The sequence below is a fragment of the Corynebacterium hansenii genome, from assembly GCF_030408795.1.
Classification (GTDB): Bacteria; Actinomycetota; Actinomycetes; order Mycobacteriales; family Mycobacteriaceae; genus Corynebacterium; species Corynebacterium hansenii.
Map to the genome: position 1 here is coordinate 2,822,737 of NZ_CP047211.1, position 20,247 is coordinate 2,842,983.

At 71.4% G+C, this 20,247-nt stretch carries 23 protein-coding genes; 9 read left to right on the top strand and 14 right to left on the bottom strand.

Annotated features, from left to right (window positions below; all coding sequences use genetic code 11):
* Positions 1–3: 3 nt before the first annotated feature.
* The 4 genes from CHAN_RS12520 to CHAN_RS12535 form a co-directional block, all read right to left on the bottom strand.
* A complete protein-coding gene (locus CHAN_RS12520; protein WP_048739800.1) occupies positions 4–1,200 on the bottom strand; it encodes a glutamate--cysteine ligase in 1,197 nt (398 codons plus the stop codon).
* Positions 1,201–1,275: 75 nt separating this feature from the next.
* A complete protein-coding gene (locus tag CHAN_RS12525; RefSeq protein ID WP_048739939.1) occupies positions 1,276–1,851 on the bottom strand; it encodes a hypothetical protein in 576 nt (191 codons plus the stop codon).
* Between the two features lie 106 nt (positions 1,852–1,957).
* Positions 1,958–2,686 carry a LytR C-terminal domain-containing protein gene (locus CHAN_RS12530; RefSeq protein WP_290290236.1) on the bottom strand — a complete coding sequence of 243 codons (729 nt, stop codon included), beginning with the start codon at positions 2,684–2,686 and terminating at the stop codon, positions 1,958–1,960.
* A 63-nt stretch (positions 2,687–2,749) separates the two neighbouring features.
* The gene (locus tag CHAN_RS12535; RefSeq protein ID WP_290290238.1) at positions 2,750–3,010 is read right to left on the bottom strand and encodes a DUF3263 domain-containing protein; all 261 of its coding nucleotides are present in this window, start codon (positions 3,008–3,010) and stop codon (positions 2,750–2,752) included.
* Between the two features lie 69 nt (positions 3,011–3,079).
* On the opposite strand from CHAN_RS12535, the gene CHAN_RS12540 reads away from it, so the two are divergent.
* The 4 genes from CHAN_RS12540 to CHAN_RS12555 all read left to right on the top strand — a co-directional run bounded on the left by CHAN_RS12540 (position 3,080) and on the right by CHAN_RS12555 (position 5,830).
* Positions 3,080–3,691 (top strand): peptide deformylase, encoded by a 612-nt coding sequence (locus tag CHAN_RS12540; RefSeq protein WP_048739794.1) that lies wholly within the window; start codon positions 3,080–3,082, stop codon positions 3,689–3,691.
* Positions 3,688–4,734 carry an N-acetylglutamate synthase, CG3035 family gene (locus CHAN_RS12545; protein WP_290290241.1) on the top strand — a complete coding sequence of 349 codons (1,047 nt, stop codon included), beginning with the start codon at positions 3,688–3,690 and terminating at the stop codon, positions 4,732–4,734. The genes CHAN_RS12540 and CHAN_RS12545 overlap by 4 nt, the downstream gene beginning before the upstream one ends.
* A 110-nt stretch (positions 4,735–4,844) precedes the next feature.
* Positions 4,845–5,273: a hypothetical protein gene (locus CHAN_RS12550; protein WP_290290243.1), complete on the top strand. Its 429-nt coding sequence runs from the start codon at positions 4,845–4,847 to the stop codon at positions 5,271–5,273.
* 8 nt (positions 5,274–5,281) lie between these two features.
* The gene (locus tag CHAN_RS12555) at positions 5,282–5,830 is read left to right on the top strand and encodes an RNA polymerase sigma factor (RefSeq protein WP_048739788.1); all 549 of its coding nucleotides are present in this window, start codon (positions 5,282–5,284) and stop codon (positions 5,828–5,830) included.
* Here the strand turns inward: CHAN_RS12555 and CHAN_RS12560 are convergent.
* The 3 genes from CHAN_RS12560 to CHAN_RS12570 are packed head-to-tail and all read right to left on the bottom strand — an operon-like array spanning position 5,827 to position 11,133.
* Entirely contained in the window at positions 5,827–7,851 is a 2,025-nt protein-coding gene (locus CHAN_RS12560; protein WP_290290245.1) for an Hsp70 family protein, read from the bottom strand. The genes CHAN_RS12555 and CHAN_RS12560 overlap by 4 nt on opposite strands.
* Before the next feature lie 28 nt (positions 7,852–7,879).
* Positions 7,880–9,277 (bottom strand): dynamin family protein, encoded by a 1,398-nt coding sequence (locus tag CHAN_RS12565; protein ID WP_048739786.1) that lies wholly within the window; start codon positions 9,275–9,277, stop codon positions 7,880–7,882.
* Complete coding sequence (locus CHAN_RS12570; RefSeq protein WP_048739784.1) at positions 9,277–11,133, bottom strand: dynamin family protein; 1,857 nt, start codon at positions 11,131–11,133, stop codon at positions 9,277–9,279. The genes CHAN_RS12565 and CHAN_RS12570 overlap by 1 nt, the downstream gene beginning before the upstream one ends.
* 171 nt (positions 11,134–11,304) lie before the next feature.
* Between CHAN_RS12570 and CHAN_RS12575 the strand changes: the two genes are divergently transcribed.
* Together CHAN_RS12575 and CHAN_RS12580 are read left to right on the top strand one after the other, a co-directional pair.
* Complete coding sequence (locus CHAN_RS12575) at positions 11,305–12,159, top strand: hypothetical protein (protein WP_290290250.1); 855 nt, start codon at positions 11,305–11,307, stop codon at positions 12,157–12,159.
* A gap of 165 nt (positions 12,160–12,324) precedes the next feature.
* Positions 12,325–12,816 carry a hypothetical protein gene (locus CHAN_RS12580; protein ID WP_290290252.1) on the top strand — a complete coding sequence of 164 codons (492 nt, stop codon included), beginning with the start codon at positions 12,325–12,327 and terminating at the stop codon, positions 12,814–12,816.
* A 16-nt stretch (positions 12,817–12,832) separates the two neighbouring features.
* Here the strand turns inward: CHAN_RS12580 and CHAN_RS12585 are convergent, their stop codons facing one another.
* The gene (locus CHAN_RS12585; RefSeq protein ID WP_290290254.1) at positions 12,833–13,477 is read right to left on the bottom strand and encodes an RDD family protein; all 645 of its coding nucleotides are present in this window, start codon (positions 13,475–13,477) and stop codon (positions 12,833–12,835) included.
* Positions 13,478–13,565: 88 nt separating this feature from the next.
* Here CHAN_RS12585 and CHAN_RS12590 point away from each other — a divergent pair, with 88 nt between their 5' ends.
* Positions 13,566–14,363, top strand: coding sequence for an exodeoxyribonuclease III (locus CHAN_RS12590; RefSeq protein ID WP_290290256.1), 798 nt, complete (start codon positions 13,566–13,568; stop codon positions 14,361–14,363).
* Here CHAN_RS12590 and CHAN_RS12595 read toward each other — a convergent pair.
* Entirely contained in the window at positions 14,351–15,559 is a 1,209-nt protein-coding gene (locus CHAN_RS12595; protein ID WP_290290258.1) for a multidrug effflux MFS transporter, read from the bottom strand. The two genes, CHAN_RS12590 and CHAN_RS12595, sit on opposite strands and share 13 nt — an antisense overlap.
* A gap of 100 nt (positions 15,560–15,659) precedes the next feature.
* Between CHAN_RS12595 and CHAN_RS12600 the strand changes: the two genes are divergently transcribed.
* The gene (locus CHAN_RS12600) at positions 15,660–16,187 is read left to right on the top strand and encodes a MarR family winged helix-turn-helix transcriptional regulator (RefSeq protein WP_053088026.1); all 528 of its coding nucleotides are present in this window, start codon (positions 15,660–15,662) and stop codon (positions 16,185–16,187) included.
* A 307-nt stretch (positions 16,188–16,494) separates the two neighbouring features.
* Here the strand turns inward: CHAN_RS12600 and CHAN_RS12605 are convergent, their stop codons facing one another.
* The 4 genes from CHAN_RS12605 to thiE are packed head-to-tail and all read right to left on the bottom strand — an operon-like array spanning position 16,495 to position 19,321.
* Positions 16,495–17,262 carry a thiazole synthase gene (locus CHAN_RS12605; protein ID WP_290290261.1) on the bottom strand — a complete coding sequence of 256 codons (768 nt, stop codon included), beginning with the start codon at positions 17,260–17,262 and terminating at the stop codon, positions 16,495–16,497.
* Between the two features lie 3 nt (positions 17,263–17,265).
* Entirely contained in the window at positions 17,266–17,475 is a 210-nt protein-coding gene (thiS, locus tag CHAN_RS12610) for a sulfur carrier protein ThiS (protein WP_048739931.1), read from the bottom strand.
* A 14-nt stretch (positions 17,476–17,489) separates the two neighbouring features.
* Entirely contained in the window at positions 17,490–18,584 is a 1,095-nt protein-coding gene (thiO, locus tag CHAN_RS12615) for a glycine oxidase ThiO (RefSeq protein WP_290290264.1), read from the bottom strand.
* Complete coding sequence (gene thiE, locus CHAN_RS12620) at positions 18,581–19,321, bottom strand: thiamine phosphate synthase (protein ID WP_377748495.1); 741 nt, start codon at positions 19,319–19,321, stop codon at positions 18,581–18,583. Before thiE ends, thiO begins: the two co-directional genes overlap by 4 nt.
* Positions 19,322–19,353: 32 nt before the next feature.
* Here thiE and CHAN_RS12625 point away from each other — a divergent pair, with 32 nt between their 5' ends.
* Entirely contained in the window at positions 19,354–19,668 is a 315-nt protein-coding gene (locus CHAN_RS12625) for a hypothetical protein (RefSeq protein ID WP_048739771.1), read from the top strand.
* On the opposite strand, the gene CHAN_RS12630 is transcribed toward CHAN_RS12625, so the two are convergent.
* Positions 19,665–20,174, bottom strand: a complete 510-nt coding sequence (locus tag CHAN_RS12630) for an NUDIX domain-containing protein (protein ID WP_290290266.1) — start codon at positions 20,172–20,174, stop codon at positions 19,665–19,667. The genes CHAN_RS12625 and CHAN_RS12630 overlap by 4 nt on opposite strands.
* Positions 20,175–20,247: the final 73 nt, after the last annotated feature.

The window sequence follows — 20,247 nt, forward strand, 5'->3', positions numbered from 1 at the left end:
GCCCTACGCCTCCAGCGGTTTCCCGGCCGCCATCTCGCGCACGGCCAGGTCCACGGCCGCCACCCAGGGGCTGTGCCCGAGCTTCGCCTCCACGGCGAGGACGTCCTCCTCCTCCGCCAGCGACGGCAGCGCCCCCGCCCGTCCGGCGGCCCGACGCTGCCGCTCGTAGCCGGCGCCGCCGCGGATGATGTCGTGCACGCCCTCCAATTCCTCCGCGCAGCCGAGCTTCCGGGCGATCGGCGCGATCCGCGCGAGCAGGTCGGCGAGGTCGTCCTTGACCCACCGTTCGTTGGTGTCGCGGTCGACGATGATCAGCGCGTCCATGCCGTAGCGGCTGGCGCGCCACTTGTTCTCGTCGTTGTGCCAGTACTGCATCGACGGAAGGTCGGCGCCCCGGTCGAGCAATTCGTCGTAAAGCACCACCAGGCAGTGGGTCAGCGCGACGATGGCCGCGAGCTCCCGCGTGTTCGAGGTCGCGTCGGCGACGCGGACCTCGATGGTCCCGTACTTCGACGCCGGCCGGATGTCGATGTGCATCGAGCCGGTGTGGTTGATCACGCCCGACTTCCACTGGTCCGCCATGTACGAGCGCCACGATTCCCAGTCGCGCACGTCCGGCGGCAGCCCCGCGGTGGGCAGCTGCCGGTACAGCAGGGTGCGGTTGGAGGCGTACCCGGTGTCCTCGCCGTTCCACGCGGGCGACGACGCCGACAGCGCCAGCATGTGCGGCAGATTGACCAGCAGCGCGTTGATGATGGGCCACACGCGGTCCTCCGACCGCACGCCGACGTGGACGTGGATGCCCCAGATGATCATCTGCCGGCCCCACCACTGGGTGCGGTTGATGATCTCCGAATACGAGGTCTTCTCGCTGACCCGCTGCCCGGTGCCGCGCGAGAAGGGGTGCGAGCCCGAGGCCCAGACGTCGACGCCGAGCTCGTCGGCCGCCGCGCGGACCATCTCCAGCTGCTCGCCGATGTCCTCCATGGCGTCGGGGACGGTGTCGTGGACGCCGGTGACCAGCTCGACGGTGTTGGCCAGGAATTCGCGCTGGATGCGGTGCCCGGGGTGGTCGCGGCCGATGATCTCCAGGGCATCGGCCGCGCACGGCACCAGTTCGCGGGTGTCGCGGTCGACGAAGGCGACCTCCCACTCGACGCCGAGCGTGTGGCGCGGCGATCCGGCGAATTCTTCGATCATGAAGCCATTTCACCACACCGGGTGGTGCGCCGGGCGAAACGACCCCGCAGGTCGGGGGCCTTGCCCGGCGGCGCCTTACGACGTCGCGGAGGTGGTGGCGGAGGTTTCCGGGGTGCTCGGTTCGGTCCAGTCGACGCTCTTGCCGCACGACAGGACGGTGCCGTCGGAGTCGGCGAGCACGACGGTGGAAAAGGAACCGGCCTCGCCTTCGACGGGGGTGTTCCAGACCTTCGCGGAGCCCTTCTCGGCGTGGATCTCGCCGATGACGCCCAGGCCCTCGTCGGTGGTCTCGCCGACGCCGGGGCAGCCGGAGGCGCCGCGGGCGATGACGCGGTACTTTCCGTCGTCGAGGGAGGTGAAGGCGATTTCGTCGTCGGCGAGGCCCAGCCAGCCGCCGGCGGAGAGGACCTTGACGTGGCCCAGGATGTGCGAGCGGCCGTCGTCGGCCATGCGGACGAAGTTGAACGAGCCCTCGCGGTCGGTGAGCTTCGGGGCGTCGGGGTCGACGCTGACGGCCGCGGACGTCGCGGTGGTTTCGCGGGTGCCGCGGTCGCCGCCGCCGTCGCCGCCGGAGCCGCATGCGCCCAGTGCCAGGGCGGACGCCGCCAGTGCGACCAATGCGTGGGCGGTGCGGCGGGTGCGGGGCTTCATGGCGGTGACGGTCTCCATCGTGTGGGTTCGCTGTGGGCGAGATAAGACTACTAGCCCGACCGCCCGTTCTCAGCGTCGGCCCCGGAGGCGGGGACCGCCCCCGCGGTCAGCGCCGGGCGTCCGCCGCGGTGACCACGATGATGCCGCCCGGGGCACTGGAAAGACGCTGGTCGCGGGGGGCGACGTCCCAGCCGTTGTCGCGAGCGATCTGCTCCGCGGCGGCCTTCTCGGCGGCGTTGCCGGGGTTGTAGTGGACGGTGGTCCGCTCCCAGATGCCGGTCTGCCCCTCGGCGGCGTTGCCGGTCGCGCCGCGGCCCCATCCCTCGCGGGACAGGGAGTCGGAGACGCTGGCCGCCAGGCCCTGTTCGTTGGAGTTGTTCAGCACGGTGATGCGGTAATCGGCGCGGCGGATCTCGCCCGGCGCGGCGGGGGCGGGCGGCGGGGCCGGAGCCTCGGCGTCGGGGCGGCCGCCGGGGCCGGCGGCGGATTGGTCGCCCCCGGGGCGGTCGCCGGTTCCGGGGGCGCCGGCGGCGGGGGCTTCCGCGACGGTGCCGTCGCCGCCCTCCCCGCCGTCGCCGTTTTCGCCGCCCGAGGTCCAGGCGTAGAGGCCCCAGCCCATGAGGCAGACGCCGATGAAGATGCAGATCATGGCCAGGCCGCGCAGGGGCATGCCGCCGCCGGAGTCGGCGGGGCGGTCGGCGCGGTCATCCCCGCGGTAGTCGTCGTAATCGTCGTACCCGGCGGCGGGAGCGGCCCGAAGGCCGCCGTCCCGATCGCCCGGGTTGCGGTGGCGGCCGGCGCGGGGGAAGTTGCCTTGGTCATGTAGCTCGTTCACGCCCCCATCGTAACGACCCACACCCCTAACTGTTAAGTAAAGGTTTAGACACCATCCCGGGAGCTACGCCGACCCGTCGCGAAGCCTCTGCAGCCGATGCACCGTGACGGGATCCGCGGCCTCCGCTTCCGGCGCATCCAGCAGCAGGTTCAGGCGCTGGTGGTACCGCACGGCGCCCATGCCGAACTCGGCGCGGATGGCCTCCTCGCGGCGCCCGGCCTGCCTCGGCCCGCGCCGCACCGACGTCGACCACCGCCGCTCGAAGGCCAGCGCGCGGCGGAGGAAATCCTCGGCGCCCATCCCCGTGTCCGTCCCCGTTTCCATCCCTCCACTTAAGCACGCGTTCGGGCCCGGGCCGCCGGGGCCCCCGCACCCGGCGCGTAGAATTCCAGCATGACCATCCTGCCCATCGTCGTCTGCGGCGATCCCGTTCTGCACACCCCGACCGAGCCCGTGACCGGGGACGTCTCGGAGCTCGCCGAGCTGATCGCGGACATGTACGAGACCATGGACGCCGCCAACGGCGTGGGCCTGGCGGCCAACCAGGTGGGCCGCAATCTGCGCCTGTTCGTCTACGACTGCCCGGATGAAACCGGCGAGTTCCGCCGCGGCTGCGTGATCAACCCGGTGCTGGAGACCTCCGAGATCCCCAGGACCATGCCGGCGGACGACGGCTCGGACGACGAAGGCTGCCTGTCCGTCCCCGGACTGAGCTTTCCGACGGCCCGCGCCGAGCACGCGACGGTCACGGGATTGGACGAAAACGGGGAGCCGGTCACGGTGGTGGGCACCGGTCTGCTGTCGCGCTGCCTGCAGCACGAGGTCGGCCACCTCGACGGTTTCCTCTACACCGACGTGCTGACGGGCAGGTGGAAGCGCATGGCCAAGAAGGAGATCAAGCGCGAAGGGTGGACGACCGGCGGCATCACGTGGACGCCCGGCGTCGACGAGGACCCCTTCGGCCACGACGAGCCCGATTCGCTGGACAAGGGGCGCTCCGAATGAGCCTGCCCGAGTACCCCGACTCCCCCGGCCTGCCGACGTCCCGCTGGGGCGTGGGCGACGTCGCCGTCGGCAGGCGCGTCATCGTGCGCCGCGAGCTGACGCCGGAGGAGGCCGCGGCGTCCGGCAAGAAGGTCACCGACCTCATCGGCCACGTCGAATCGCTCGACCCGCTGGTGGTGCGTCCGAAGGAGGGCGAACCCGTCGACTTCTCCCCCTTCCGCGTGCTGGTGGTCAAGGCGCTGCCCGACAAGGTCGTGCGCAACTCCGACATCCGCGCGGTGGAGACCGCCACCGCAAAGGCGTTCCCCGGCATCGAGCACACGTGGGCGGGCCAGTGGCTGATGCGCGCGGGCGACGGCATCACCGAGCGTTCCAATTCGGCCCTGCCGATCGGACCGGGCGCGGGCACGGCGCCGGTGCCGCTCGACGAGATCCGCGCGTTCTACGGCCGCCACGGCCTGCCGGTGCGCATCGCCGTGCCGGACCGGATCTGCCGGCCCGCGGAGCAGCTCGTCGCCGGCGAGGGGTGGGAGATCGGGCCGGACATCATCGTCATGACGCGCTCGGCCGACGACCTGCCCGAGCCGTCGGCCCCGGACGCGCTGCCCGGCATCCGCGCGGAGGTCCTCGACCAGCCCGACGAGGAATGGCTGGCGCTGTACCACTTCCGCGGCCGGGCCCTGCCGCGCCGGGCGCTGCAGCTGCTGCGCGAGGACATCGACGGCCGCATGTGCTTCGGCCGTCTGCTCCTCGACGAGGGCGATGGCGCGCCCCGCACCGTCGCCATCACCCGCGGGACCCTCACCGAGTCCGGCGACGGCCGCCGCTGGCTGGGCTTTTCCGCCGTGGAGGTCACCCCCGACCTGCGCCGCCGCGGACTGGGGACCCTGATGGGACTGCACATGATGCACTGGGGCGCCGCCAACGGCGCCGACGAGTGCTACCTGCAGGTGGTCTCGGGCAACGAGGCCGGCGTCGCCCTGTACCGGAGCCTGGGCTTCGGCGAGCACCACCGCCACCGTTACGCGGTCTGGACCGGCTGATTCCCGGGAACATTTCCGCGCCCCGGCGCATCTCATCGGCGACCCACCATGAATCGCGTTCCTTCCGCGCGCGTGCCGTGGAATAATTCCCCTCCAGAAAGGGAGGTGCCATGCTCGACGACAACCAGCCGGACCTGAACCTGGCCGAGACCGCGCCGATGCACCTCGACGCCGACGTCTTCGACGGGCTTCTCGATTACGCGCTCGACCCGGACGCCCACGACGTCGACGACTCGATCGTCCCCGACGACGCCCCCGACGACGCCCCGGCCGACGACGACCTCGACGCCATCTCCCTGGCCGACGACGCCGACGACCCCCTCGACGACCCGATCGACGACGGTCACGCCGCCGACGCCCCCGACGACACCGGTGCCGTGCACCCGGACGTCGACGGCCTCGACGACGTGCCCGTGCTGCCCGGGGATCCGGGCGCCGGAGACGACGTCGATGACCTCGCCGGAATCGACGCGGCGGACGACGCCGATGTCGATCCGTCGCCGGACATGGGCGACGCCGACCCCGGAATGGAGTGGTGAGACGGTTCATGAGCCGCGATCGCGATGTGGAACTGGACCTGGTGGCCCGCGCCCGGGAGGGTGATTCGGGCGCGTTCCGGGAGTTGGTGGCGCCGCATCGCGATCATCTGTGGGCCGTGTGCCTGTCCATCACGTCGCATCGGCAGGACGCCGAGGACGCGCTGCAGGATGCGCTCATCGCCGGTTGGCGCAATTTGAACCGGTTCGAGGGGCATTCGCGTTTTTCCACGTGGATGCACCGCATCGCCGCCAATGCGGCGCTGATGCTGGTGCGCAAGCGCCGCGAAACCCCCGAGTCCGACGCCGGCGACGACGAGGTCGACCGGGCGCCGGGAGTGTCGGATCGCGTGACGACGGTCGACGTGGTCCGCGCCGCTCTGGCGCAACTGGCGCCGGAGTTCCGCGAAGCCGTGGTGCTGCGCGAATACGCCGACTTCACGTACCAGGACATCGCCGACCATCAGGGCGTGGCGGTGGCGACGGTGAAAACCCGCCTCAACCGCGGCCGCGCGAAACTGAAGGCGGCGCTGGTCGAAGCGGGCGTGGGAGCGGGCTAGATCAGGCCCCTGCTGCGAAGGAATGTGCGGACGTTCTCCGCGGATTCGACGTGGCCGGAGCTGAACACGTAGCCGCCGGCGTCGTCGACGTAAAGGAAATACGCGAACGTTTTCGCGGAATAGAGGTAGATAGCCTTGCCGTCCTTGTCGGACAGCGTCTCGAGGTCGCTGGTGGTGCGCTCGCCGGCGCGGCGCACGGCATCCACGATCTGGGGGTCCGGCGCGATGCTGCCGATCGTCGGCTCCGTTCTGGAGCCCCCGCCGCCGTTGTATTCGTACCCGCACAGGTAACCCGGAACCTTCTCGCTGACCAGGCCGACGCTGATCGACGTATCGGTCGCGTTGCACTGCCGCAAACCGCGGGCCAGCCCCTCGGGCAGGCGGTCCCGAACGGTATCCGTCGCCTCCTTGTAGTCCGTGGGCGCCGGTGTCGGCCACGGCGAGGTCGGTTTCGAGCCCCCCGCAGTCGTGGTCGTGGCCGCCGTCGGCGTGGTGGTCTCCCCGCCGTCGACGCCCTCGCCGCCGCCGGACCGCGCGGCCCAGATTCCGCCGCCGACCAGCAGCAGTGCGGCGATGCCGAAGACGGCGAAAACCGTCGTCCTCGACTTGCCCGCATCCTTCGATGAGACGGAGCTGGGCACCGCGGCAAACTGCTGCGGCTGCTGCGGCTGCTGGGGGCGGCCCTGCCCTGCGTAGGGGTTGGCGGGGGCGCCATGCGGCGGCATCTGCGCATAGGGCTGCTGCGGCCGGAACTGCTGCGGCTGGGGCCGGGTCTGCTGCTGGGGATGCGGCTGCGGTCGAGGCTGCGGCTGCGGCCGGGGCGCATTCTGCGGAGTCTGGACCGGCGGCACCGGGGCGACCGCCATCGGTCCCGCGCCGGCGGCGATGGAGCCGGGGGCGATCCACGTGGTCACGCCGGCGACAACGTCGTCGGCCCGGCGCGTCGGGCCCATCAGCGCACCGCGGCTGACCACCGTCTTCGGGTCGTCGAGCGTGGCCACCTGGCACAGCTCGCCCAACCGGTCCTGGATGTAGGGGATCCGCGCCGAACCGCCGGTCAAGTACAGCGGCGTCGACGGATCGGGTCGCAGGCCGGCGTCGAGAAGCGTCGCCCGGGTGACGTCCAGTGCACGGTCGACGTCGGGTTTGATCAGCTCCTCGAACTCGCCGCGGGTGAGCATCAGGGTGGTCTCGCGACCCTTGGCGGCGACGGTGATGGTCGCCCGCGGGGCCTCCGACAGCACTTCCTTGGCCGTCTTGATGGCGCGGTCCAGCGCCAGCGACGCCCCCGCCGCCCCCGAACGCAGCGCGCGCAGGAGCTCGGTGTCGTTCTCCTCGAGCTCGGCCTCCACCCAGGAGCGGATGCGGGCGTCGAGGGTGCGGCCGCCGAGCGAATTGTCGCCGCGTGCCGCGATGACCTGCAGCGAACCGTCGGCGGCGGGCGTCAGCACCGCCACGTCGAGCGTGCCGCCGCCCAGGTCGAACACCGCAACCTTCTGCCCCGGCGGCAGCGGGCGCTTGAACGAGTACCAGTACGTCGCCGCCCGCGGCTCCGACACGAGCGACAGCCGCCGGCGCTCGATCCCGGCGCGCTCGGCGCCCTCGATCAGGCGGACCAGTTCGGTATGCCCCCAGCCCTCGGGGTGGGTGAGCACGACGTCGTCCGGCATGGAGCCGCCCGCGAAGCGGCGGGCCCGGTCTAGCACCGACCCGATCACCGCGCCGATGACCTCCGCCACCGGCATCCTGGTGCCGCCCAGCAGCACGGTCTCGGAACCGACGGCGCGCTTGGGCTCCGGCAGGAACGCATCGGGGCGGCCCTCGGCCTGATTCAACGCCACATGACCGACGAGCAGACCCTGGCCATCCGCGAACACCGCCGATGGCAGCAGGTTGCCGTGGTGCGACAACGCCAGCGCCTCGGCGGCCGGCCCGCCCTGACCGGTGGCCGCCGCGCGGTGCGCGGCGGCCGTGTTGGACGTTCCGAAGTCGATGGCCAAACGCCAACCGGACATGGTCATGTTCCTTTCGGGTTCCTCAACGATTCGGTCAGCTTAACAGTGCCGAGACCATCGCGAGCAGGCGAACTCGGGAGTCTTCTTCCGCCGCAGATCGTCCCAGAAGCGCCATGCGCTGCAACTCGTCGTACATTTCCCGCGCCCTCAGCCGCACCTGCGACGGATCCGCCGCCGCCGGAAGCCCGAGCTTCTCGGCGGAATTCCCGCCGGTCAAGGCGTCGTAAAGCAAAGGCATCAGGGGCGAATCGGGGGACGTCGCCGCCAACCCCCGGTACGCGGTGAAGAGCATGACCGGCGCCATCGCGGGCCGGCCCGCCAGCACCCCCTGCACGTGGCGCACGTGGGCGGAAAGCGGGTGCGAATACCCCAGCAACTCCAGCTGATGCAGCAGTCGCGCCGCCCGGCCCAGCGCCGCGTAGCGCAGCAGCCCGCCCTCCAGGACGCGCCGCAGACGGGCGATGCCCGACCGCTCCTCGAGCCACTCGTTGAGGGCCACCGCCCCCTGCGCCGCCACTCCCGCGCCGCGGGCGACGCCGTACTCGCCGAGCAGATCCAGCGCCCGGTTCCGCAGGCGCGCGTCGATGCGCGTCGGCTCGTCGGTCTCCAGCTCCTCCACGAGGTCCTCCGGCTCCAGCCGGCCCAGATCCGCCACGGCTCGCGCCACGGGCTCGGTGACCCGCCCCGTCGCCGCGGACTCCGCCATCAGCCCGGACACCGGCACGACCTCGGCCATCAGCGAACCCAGCCGCCCCCGCAGCACCCCGCAGTAGCGGTCGGCGTGCTCCAGCGGGTCGCGGCGGCCGAACGCCCCCTCGCCGAAGGAATCCGCGCGCGCCAGCACGCCGACGGTGTTCAGGGGCGTGAACCCCAGCTTGCCGATGAACTGGCGCTCGTCCATGCGCGGCGAGGAATCGAAGAGGAACACCGCCGCATCGGCGTCGACGGAGGCGTCGCGGGTCTGGGCGTACCCGTCGATGAGGGCCCGTTCCGTGGCGTCGCGGTTCTCCACCGTCAGCGTCGCGATGCCGGGGGTGTCGATGATGGTCATCCGCTCGACCGCCGCCGACGGCAGGAAACGGTCGACGTAGGCGACCTCCGGAACGGGGCGGCGGACGTCGACGAGCACGCCGTCGTCAAGCACGCCGCGCTCGCGGCGGCCGTCGTTGCCCACGACCTCCGCCCGCGACGGCGCGCCGTGGCGGAAGACGGTGACGGCGTTGGTGGTCTCCAACGTGCCCGTCGCCGCGACGTTCTCTCCGATCAACGCATTGACCAGCGTCGACTTGCCTGCCTTGAGCCGGCCGACCACCAGCACCCGCGGCGGGGAGAACAGGATCCCGCCCAACCGGTTGGCGTGGTCCGGCAGATCGCCGCCGCCCGCGGCCAGGGCGTGCAGCGCCCGGTCGATTTCCTGGGTCACGGCATCCATCAGCGCCCCACTCCCCTCAGCGTGCCCGCGGAGGTGGCCAGATCCCCGCGGATCTTGGCCACGATCTCCTTGTTCCGGTTGAGCCTGGCCAGCGTCTGCCGGCGCTCCTCCTCCGAGGCGCGGGCGGCGGCGCGGGCGTCCTCGATGCGGCGCTTGAGCTCGTCGCCCTCGCGGCGCAGTCGGGCCCGGTAGCGCAGCACGATCTCCGTGCGCACCGTGGTCACCAGCGTGTCGATGTTGCGGTTGACGCTCATGCGCAGCGCCGCCACCGTCTCGCGCGTCCACGTGACCAGGTGCTGCTTGCCGTTGCGCATGGCGCGGTACGCCATGTTCACGCCCAGCCAGCCGCCGCCGATGACGGCCGCGGGCAGGGCGATGGTGGCCAGCCCCATCGCGGCCAGGGCGCCGCCGCCCGCCGACGCGATCGCCGGGCCCGAAATGATGCCCAGCGTGACCATGCCCGGGTCGAGCAGGTTCTCCGTCTTCGACGCGACCGAGTGCCGGCCGTCGGAGCCCGAGCCGGGGGCGATGCTCATCAGCGCCGCCCCGGCCATCGCCTCCCATTCGTGGTCGTCGCCGAACAGGGCGTGGGCCTCGCGGCGCAGCACCTCCAGCTGCCGGTTGACGGTCGTCTCGGCGGCCGCCGACAGCTCCTCCTCGATCCGCGAGGTGAACACCTGCGGCTTCGACCGCAGCACCTTCATGCCGGAACCGTTGATCGTGCGGATCCAGTGCTCGCGGATGCGGTCCATTTCGGCGTCGAAGCCGGCCATGATCGACTGCCTGGCGACGGTGATGTTGCGCGCCAGGATCTGCTCCCATTCCTGGCCGTGGTCGCGCAGGCGGCGCAGCTCGTCGCGCCGCGCCTCGAGTTCCGGGACGACTTCCTCCGCGCGGTCGACGGCGGCGAGGTCCTTGTCGATGGTGGCGGTGACGCCCTCCAGCGCGGATTCCGCCATGGACAGCGCGGCCACCTTGGACAGCAGCGCGCCGCGGGCCATTTCGGCGCTGATGCGCCCGCGCAGCTCCGCGATGCCGGAGGTGCGCTCGACGCGGGCGCGGCGCTCGGGGTCCGTCATTTCGGCGGCGTCGACGGCGCGCAGGCTGGACACCCCGATGACGGGCACGTCGCGGCCCAGGTGCCGGCGGATCAGCCGGCGGTCGTCGGCGACGATGGCCCGCCAGCGCCGCAGGTTCTTGTCCGTCTTGGTCACGGCGACGATGACGGAGCCCGCCGCCTTCGCCGCGCGGGCGAGGATCTCCATTTCCGGCGCGGTGATCGGCGTCGTCGCGTCGCAGACCATGAGCAGCACGCCGGCGCCGCGGGCGCGTTCCAGGGCCACGTCGATGGCGTCGCGGTCCAAGCCGCCGGCGCCGGGGGTGTCGATGAACAGCGCCCTGGGCACGTGGTCGCCGGACACGCGCACGGTCACGCCGGTGGGCAGCTCGGGGGTGTCGGGGTCGGCGACGCGGGCTCCCGTCATGGTGGACCATTCCCGCAGTTCCGCCAGGGGCGCCCGCTCGATGTGGTCGCCGAAGTTCAGGTCGATGACCTCGGTGTTCTCGTCCGACCGCAGCACCTGGACGGGAGCGGACGTGCAGACGTCGACGTCGACGGGCAGCAGATCCCGGGCGCCGGTGATGGCGTTGATCACCGAGCTCTTGCCGCGCTTGACCTCGCCGACGACCACGACGGTGCCGCGCAGGGCGGTGTCTCCCCAGGTTCGGCGGATCGCCTCGGCGGCGTCCCGGTGGCCGTAGCGGTCGAGGATCTTCAGCGCGGACGACAGGGTCTTCGCCGCCGATTCGACTTCGCGCCGCAGCGCGGCGCGTGCGTCGGCCTGCGTCGCCGTCATTCGTGTCCTAACTTCGGGTCGGATGGGTCGTTCGACATCATAAAGGTGCCCCCACGAAAATAGTCGTGGATAATCTTCCGGCAACGGGAACATTCCGCACCGGTCGGCGCATCACATCGTCGACCAACGCGGAAAACCACCGCAGAAGCGACCCCCGAGAGGATCGAGACAATGTCCGGAAACGACGACCGCACCACCGACCGCACCACCGATCAGAACCAGCCGCAGAACCCGGTTGAGGCGCAGGCGGACGCCACGGCCCCCGCCCCCGAGTCCGGCCTGGGCATCAGCCTCGACGAGGTTCTGGAGGAGTCCGCCGCCGACGTGAAGTCCACCGCGGACCTCGATGGCGACGGCTCCATCGACCAGATCGTCATGGACCTGGACAAGGACGGGTACATCGACACCGTCGTCACCGACTTGGACGGCGACGGCGAGGTCGACGCGGTTCAGTTCGACACGACCGGCGACGCGAACCTGGACACCACGCTGAACACCAAGGCGGAGGTCGACGAGTTCGTGAACGGCACCTCCGCTCCCCCGGCCTCGGCGGCCCCCGCCCCGGCTCCCGAGCGCGCCGCCGACCAGGGCCAGTCGTCCAACGTCGACTCGGGCGAGTACGAGGTCTATGGCCAGGTCTCCGGCCCGGACGGGACCATCGACCTGGATTCGGCGAAGGTCCTCGCGGCGACCGACACCGACGGCGACGGAGTGGTGGACACCCTCTCCCTCGACCTGGACGGCGACGGCATCGTCGACGCCGAGATGCGCGAGCCGGTGGGCGACAACTTCGCGGAGCTCCACGTGGACACCTCCGGCGACGGCCGCGTCGACCACGTCTGGTCGGACGAGAACCACGACGGCAGCATCGATTCCCTCGAAATCGACCGCGACCACGACGGTTACACGGACATCCGCTACTCCGACACCGACGGCGACGGCATCGTCGACGCGGTGGAGGAGGACCCGAACTACGGCGGCTCGGACGATGCGGCCGACACGGGCGCGGAAGGCCTGAACGCTTAACCCTTCGCTTGACGACGCCCCGGCGTCCCCGCCATTTCGGCGGGGGCGCCGGTTTCGTCGTAAAGCGAAGAAAATGTCCGCCGACCGGGAACCTTCCGTGCTGCCGGCGCATCTCATCGGTGAACAGGCCACAAGGCGACAGACGACCGAGAGGAACGGCACATCATGTCCGGCAACAACGTTTTCACCCAGTTCATCAACGACGTCCGCGGCGACGAGACGAAGGTCCAGCCCCAGCAGACTCAGCCCCAGCCGCAGCCGCAGCCGGCGTCGGACGCCCCCGCCCCCGAGTTCGGGAACCTGCCCTTCGGCGACATGTCCGACATCGTCGATTCCATCGACCCGGATCTGGTGGTCTCGAAGTCCGACCTGAACCGCGACGGCAAGATCGACGAGATCCAGGTCGACGTCGACGGCGACGGCGACGTGGACGCGACCATCTCCGACTACGACAACGACGGGATGGTGAACAAGATCGACTTCGACCTCGACGGGGACGGCGAGCCGGATGCCCGCGCCTACGACTTCGACCCCGACGGGGTGGCCGACGCGCTCCTGTACGACACCGACGGCGACGGCGAGTTCGACACCCGCCACTACGACTTCGACGGCGACGGCGTGGTCGACTCGATCAACATCGATCCGGTCGGGACGTAGCCCGGGGCCGGGGAGGCTAGTCCTTCTCGGTCACGCGGGTGCCGATGGCCCGCTCGTGCCCTCCGCGGCCGAGCGGGTCATTTCCCGCGCTCAGGCCGATCCAGCCCATCATGGCCAGGCTGACGATCCACCCGAGGCCGGGGATCATCGACGGCAGGATCCACAGGTTGCGGCGCAGGCCGTCGGTGCCGGAGACGGGCAGGCCGTTGGGCCCGCCCATGTGCAGGCCCAGGGCGTGCTTGCCGGGCGAGCCCTCGAAGATGGCGTCGCCCATCGCGCGGTAGAGGTAGAAGCCCGCCGGGCCGGCGAACAGGGCGGCGGCCGCCACGATCGGCGCGGCGTCGGCGGGGCCGAAGATGCCGGCGATGACCATGAGCACGGCGAGCAGGACGCCGTAGACGGCGGCGTCGACGAACACCGCGCCGAAGCGCCTGATCAGGGGCGCGTTGACGGCTTCGGGGTCGTAGCCGAGGGCTTCGGCCGCGGCGGCGGTGGCCGGGGTGATCCACGGGTGGCGCGGCCGGCCGAGCAGCGGGTGGTCGGCGGGCACGGGGGTTCGGGCCACGAAGGGCGCGGGGTGGGTCGTCGCGCGCGCGAACGGGTCGAATTCGTTGGGGTTCGCGGTCGTGAACGGGTCCACCCGCATTCGATCTGCCTTCATGCCGGATACCACCTTTCCGCGTCGCGCATCCGTCGACCGATCCAACGCGCGTGGCCTCCCCTTTGTTCCCGGCGGGTACGGTTGCCGCATGCGTATTTGCGTCTGGAACGTCAATTCGGCCCGCACCCGCCTCGACCGCATGGTCGGCGTGCTCGAGCGCCATGCGATCGACGTGATGGCGGTGCAGGAGACGAAGTGCCGCGACGATCAGTTCCCGTCCGCCCGTTTCGAGGAGCTCGGTTACGAGGTCGCCCACCACGGCCTGAACCAGTGGAATGGCGTGGCCATCATCTCCCGCGTCGGCCTGGAGGACGTGGTGGCGGGGTTCCCGGGGCAGCCGGGCTTCGCCAAGGACCCGGAGGCCGAGCAACTGGCGGAGGCCCGCCACATCGCCGCGACCTGCGGCGGCGTGCGCGTCCACAGCGTCTACGTGCCCAACGGCCGCGAGATCGGCGACCCGCACTACGACTACAAGCTCCGCTTCCTCGAGGCCCTGCGGGACGCGGGCAGGGCCGCGCTTGACGACGACCCGGCGCACAAGGCCATGATCGGCGGCGACTTCAACATCGCCCCGCTCGATGAAGATGTCTGGGACATGGCGTTCTTCGAGGGAAAGACGCACGTCACCGGCCCGGAGCGCGCCGCGTTCGAAGCGGTCCAGGACGCGGGTTGGCGCGACGTCACCCGCCCCCACACCGAGGGCCAGTGGACGTACTGGGATTACCAGCAGCTGCGGTTCCAGAAGCGCCAGGGCATGCGCATCGACTTCCAGCTGGCCACCCCCGCGCTGGCGGACACCGTCACCGGCGCGTTCATCGACCGCGAGGAGCGCAAGGGCAAGGGCGCCTCGGACCACGCGCCCGTCGTCGTCGACTACGACGTGTAGCTCTCCCGCCTGACCGCCCACGCGAATCCGGCGAGGGCGATGGCGGCGGAGCACGTCATCACGGTGCCCATGGTCACCGCGGCATCGGCGCCCAGTCCGACCAGCGGCGACACCGCCCCGGCGACGAGGAACTGGCCCGCCCCGAGCATCGCCGACGCCGCCCCCGCGCGCCGCCTCGCCAACCCCGTGGCCAGCGCCGTGGCGTTGCCCATGACGAACCCCATCGCCCCGAGCGCGAGCATCAGCAGCGGAGCGATGATCCACACCGTGGGGTCCACGTGGGCGTCGGCAAGCAAAAGCACCGACACCGTCAGCAGCACCGCAATGCCGAAGCCCAGCAGGCGCCGCGGATCGATGGCGTTCACCAGCCGCGCGCTGACCGCCGAACCCAGCACGATCATCGCCGACGCCATCGCGAACAGCACCGAATACGTGCCCACGCCCAGGCCGAGCTGCCCCTGCATGACGAACGGCGACCCGGAAATGTAGGCGAACATCGCGCCGAAACTGAACCAGAACGCGATGACGTACCCCAGGAAACCGCGGATCAGCACCACCTCCGCGATGCCGCCGAACAGGCCGCGCAGGCCGCCGTCGCTGCGGGCCTCCGGGGGCAGGGACTCCTTGACGACGACCGCCAGCACCCCCATCGCCGCCAGGTTGAACGCGCCCATGAACACGAAAATCGACCGCCACCCGAACGGCACCAACAGCACCGCGCCGATCAGCGGGGCCATGATCGGGGCAATGCCGTTGATGAGCATCATCAGCGAAAACGCCCGCGCCGCCGACTTGCCCGCCGCCAGATCCGCGACCACCGCCCGCGCCAGCACCACCCCCGCGCCGCCCGCGACGCCCTGGATCAGGCGCCCCGACCACATCACCCAGATGTCCGGCGACGCCGCGCACGCGAACGCCGCGACCGCCGCCAACAGCTGGCTGCCCAGCAGAAGCCGCCGGCGGCCCATCGAATCCGACATCGGGCCAATGAAAAACTGCCCCGCCGCCATCCCCGCCATGAACAGCGTCAGCGACAGCTGCACGCCCGGCTGCGTCGTACCCAAATCATCCGCCACCAGCGGAAATGCGGGAAGGTAGGTGTCGATCGACAGCGGTCCGGCCATCGTCGCCAACGCCAGCGCCGCCAGGAGGGGCAGGGGGACGCCCGCATTTTTCCCGGAGATTTCGGCACGCATGTAACACTCGACTTTCTACACTGAATATATAGTTGAGGGACTATTCCGGACCCCGCAGCAATCCCGCGGCGATCCCGGATCCGAGAAAGGAAGGTACTCCATGGTTTCCGCTTCCTCCGCCGAGAACCCGGGCATAAATCCGGACTTCGACGAGGCGATGAAGGAGAACATCCGGCGCATCGCGATCGGGCTGTACGACTTCCTCGCGGCCACGCGCCGCCTCGGGGAACGACCCAACCAGCGGCTGGACATTTCGCAGTCCGAGATGGAGGTGCTGCATTTCATCTCCACCCACCCCGGCTGCGGCGTGTCCGACATCGCGCGGCTGCGGTTCCTGCGGCCGTCCAACGTCTCGGCCACCGTACGCCGGTTGCTGGACAACAACCTGATCAAGCGGGAGCACAACGCCGTCGACCGCCGCGCGCAGGACCTTTACGTCTCCGACACCGGATCCGAATTGCTCGAGCAGATGATCGGCCATTGGGGCGAAATCATCGAGCGCATCGTCCTGACCATGAGCCCCGACGACGTCCGCCGGCTGGCCAAGGCCGTCCCGCCGCTGCTGCAGCTCGCGGAGCACTCCGAGACGTTCGTCGAGGAGCATCAGCGGAGGCACGAGACGTTTTAGCGGCGGCTGCGGCGCCGGCTTCGGCTTCACGACGGCCCGTGTGCCGCCCCCCATTAATTCCGCCGCCCGCCACCGCACACCCCGCCTCACCCCGGCCAGATGCGCCCGTTCCATGCAGTTGCGCCAACTCCGCCGCCCGGCCACCGCTCACCCTGGGCCAGATGCGCCAGTTCCAGGCAGATGCGCCCGTTGCAACGGGCGCATTTGCACGTAAGTGGCGCATCTGCGGAGAGGGGGCCGAAAAGTGGCGGTGCGGGGACGGGACGGTGCGGCGCGGGCCGGGAAGGGCGGGGCGGAGTAGAGCCGCCTACCCCAGATCCTCGTAGTCCGGCGACGACGCCAGCGCCCACGACCTCTTCGGGATCCGCCCCGCCCTGTACGCGAGGCGCCCCGCTGCCACGCCGTCGCGCATCGCCGCGGCCATGAGCACCGGATCCTTCGCGCGGGTCACGGCCGTCGCCAGCAGCACCGCCGAACACCCCAGCTCCATCGCCCGCGCCGCATCCGACGCCGTGCCGATGCCCGCGTCGCAGATGACGGGCACGCCGGCGCGCTCGACGATCATCGCCAGGTTGTGCTCGTTCAAGATCCCCTGGCCCGTGCCGATCGGCGCGGCCAGCGGCATCACCGCCGCGCAGCCGATGTCCTCCAGGCGCTTGGCCAGCGCCGGATCGTCGTTCGTGTACGGCAGAACCGTGAATCCGTCGTCCACCAGCTGCTCGGCCGCGTCGACGAGTTCGAGGGCGTCGGGAAGCAAGGTCCGGTCATCCGCGATGACCTCCAGCTTCACCCACGACGTCCCCAGTGCCTCGCGCGCCAGCCGCGCCGTGAGCACGGCCTCGCGGGCGGTGCGGCACCCGGCGGTGTTGGGCAGCGCCTCGATGCCGAGCTCATCCAATAGGCCCAGCACGCCCGTGCCGCCGCCGGAGTCGACGCGCCGCATGGCGACGGTGGTCAGCTCCGTGCCCGACTCCCGCAGAGCCTCGCCGAGCACCGCCTGATTCGCGGCGCCGCCGGTGCCCATGATCAGGCGCGAACCGAACTCGCGGCCGGCGATGACGAGGGGATCGCCCATGGCCTAACCCCCCTGGACCGCGGTGAGCACGTCGATGGCCGACGGCGCGAGCTCCCCGACGGTGGCGCCCCAGCGCTCGCGGGGCAGCACGACGCCGTCGACGGCGACGGCCACGCCGCGCGGGCCGCCGGCGATGTCGTCGACGACGTCGGCGATGGTGGCGTCGGCCGCGAGTTCGCGGTCGGCGCCGTTGACGGAAACGGTGGTGGTCATGGTGTCCTTATCGTTCATGCGTCCCCGCGGAATCGGTTGGGGTCCGCGCTCGCGGCCTCGGGCAGCGGTTCGCCCTCGACGATGCCCTTGACGGCGTCGGCGGTGACCGCGGCCAAAAGGATACCGTTGCGCCCGTGGCCGCAGGCCGCGATGATGCCCTCGCGGACCTCGCCGATCATCGGCGCGTTGTCGGGAGAGTACGGCCGCAGGCCCGCGGTGACCTCGGCGAACGCGTAGTCGTCGATGCCGGGGAACACCAGCGCGGCGTCGTCGAGGAGCGTCCGCGCGCCGCCGGCCGTCGCCTCGAGGTCGTGCCCGTGCTCGTATTCGGTCGCGCCGACGGCAAGGCCCCAGCTGCGGGGCACCAGGTAGCAGGGGCGGCCGTGGACGCGCGCGCGGATGGTACGCGCGGGGGCGCTTTCCGACGAACCGCGCTTGCGCACCCGGAGCACCTCCCCCTTCACTTCGCGGACGGGAACGTCGATCAATTCCGCCGATCCCGCGCCGGCGGCGACAACCACGAAGTCGGCGCCGGTGCCCTCGCGCAGTTCATCGACGTCGGTGACGGGCATCAGCGACCGTTCGACGCCGAGGTCGCGGCACGCGCCGCCGAGCTCGGACAGCAGCAGGCGGTTGTCCACGCTCCATTCGTCGTCGCACACCACGGCGCCGCGCAGCACCGGGGCCAGCGACGGCTCCAGCTCGCGCAGCTCCCGGCGCGTGACGTGGCGCAGCGCGCCCGGGTAGTGGGCCTCCGTGGTGGCGGCGATCGATTCGACGTCGGCGGCGTCCGCCGCATCCACGCCGGCCAGCACCGTGCCCCGGCCGGTGAGAATGCGCGACCGCTCCGCCGGCGCGCCCTCGAGGTCCTCCAGCAGCGGCAGCCAACGCTCCAGCGACGCCGCGCCGAGGTGGAGCATGGTCTCCTCCCCCGGCCACGCCTCGGTGAAGGCGCCGAACATGCCGCCGGCGACCCAGCTCGGGCCGGTCGCCGCACTCGGCGCGTGGAGGCTCACGCGGTGCCCGGCGCGGGCGAGCCGGAACGCGGTGGACAGGCCGATGACGCCGGCGCCGACGACGGCGACGTGGGCGAGGTTGCGGGCCGTCATCGCGCGCCCACCGCCTCCCGCAGCGCCGCCGCGTTGCCGCGCAGCTCGGCGTCGTCGGCCGCCCCGGTCAGGGCTCGGACCACGACGATCTTCGAGGCCCCCGCCGCCGCGACCTCCGCGGCATTGCCCGGGTCGATTCCGCCGATGGCGAAGAACGGGTGCGCATGGGCGTCGTCACGCAGGACCCCCGCCGCGTGCCGGACCAGGTCCAACCCCGCGGCCGGGCGCCCGGGCTTCGTCGGGGTCGCCCACACCGGGCCCGTGCAGAAGTAATCGAGGTCCGGGTCCGCGCTCGCCGCGTCGACCTGCTCCGGGGTGTTGCACGACTTGCCCAGCAGCATGTCCGGGCCGATCAGCGCACGAGCGACGGCGACGGGCAAATCCTTCTGCCCCGTATGCAGCACGTCCGCGCGGGCGGCGATGGCGATGTCCGCGCGGTCGTTGACGGCGAGGAGCTTGCCGTGGCGGTCGGCGACCTCGCGCAGCACCGCCAGCGCCGCGAGCTCCTCTGCCGCCTCCATCGCCCCGAGCTCCCGCTCGCCCGCCGACCCCTTGTCGCGCAACTGGATGATGTCCACGCCGGCCGCCAGCGCGGCATCCGCGAACCGGGCCAATTCGCCGAACCCGGGATCGATGTGGCGCCGGGCATCGGTGACCAGGTACAAGGCGGAATCGGCGAGCATCGCGCGGCGCCGCGCGCGGCCCCCCGAAACCCCGTCCGGAACATTGTTCAGCATGCCGCCAGGTTAGCGCGGATACTCTGGCCCCCATGGACATGAAACTGAAGAAGGCCGAAGACGTGCAGACCGCCCCGCTCATCGCGACGGGCCTGATCGGCGGGTGGCTCACCGCCCGCGAAACCGGCATCCGCCCGCTCGGCGGCGTCATCCTCGCCGCGGCCGGCATCTACTCCGCCCGCACCTGGTACGCCCGCAAGGGCCCGCTGGCCACCGCCGGGCTGCTCGGCGCATACGTCGGCGCCTTCGGCGCGTCGCACCCTGCCGCCAAGAAGATCGGGGCCTGGCCCGCCGTCCTGTCCGTCACCGCCGTGGCCTCCGGGCTGGCGGCGCTGGCAGACCGCTAGTCTCCGAGCGCCGCGCGCAGCAGTTCCTCCGCCCGTTGGCGCACGCCGGGCCACGACCGCGCGAACGCCGGCAGCAGCGGCAGGTCGGTGACCTCGTCGAACGGCACCCACCGCAGGTCCAGCGACTCGGCGTTGGGGAACGTCTCCAGCTCATGGTCGGCGATGGCGTACACGGTGGTGTACGTCCAGTCACCGGTGAGCTCCGGGCGCTCCGGGTCGGCCGGGTAGGGCCCGGCGGTGACCTCGGCGTCGAGGACGCGGACCTGATCGGCCGTGATCCCCGTTTCCTCCTCGGACTCGCGCAGCGCGGCTTCGGCGGCGGTCTCGTGGGAATCGCGGGCGCCGCCGGGCACCCCCCACGTCAGCGGGCACGACGTCCATTCGGCGCGGTACTGCATGAGCACCCGCCCGCCGGGGGTGAGCAGGAGCAGCCCCGCGGCGCCGAGTTTCCCCCACAATCTGGAGCCGTCGGGGCCAGCGGCCCAGCCATTGCCGTCGTGAAGCATGGCCCCAAGGGTACGCGGTCGCCGCGGGCACCCCTCCCTGTGCCTTGCCTCACATGGCAACGGTACTAACATC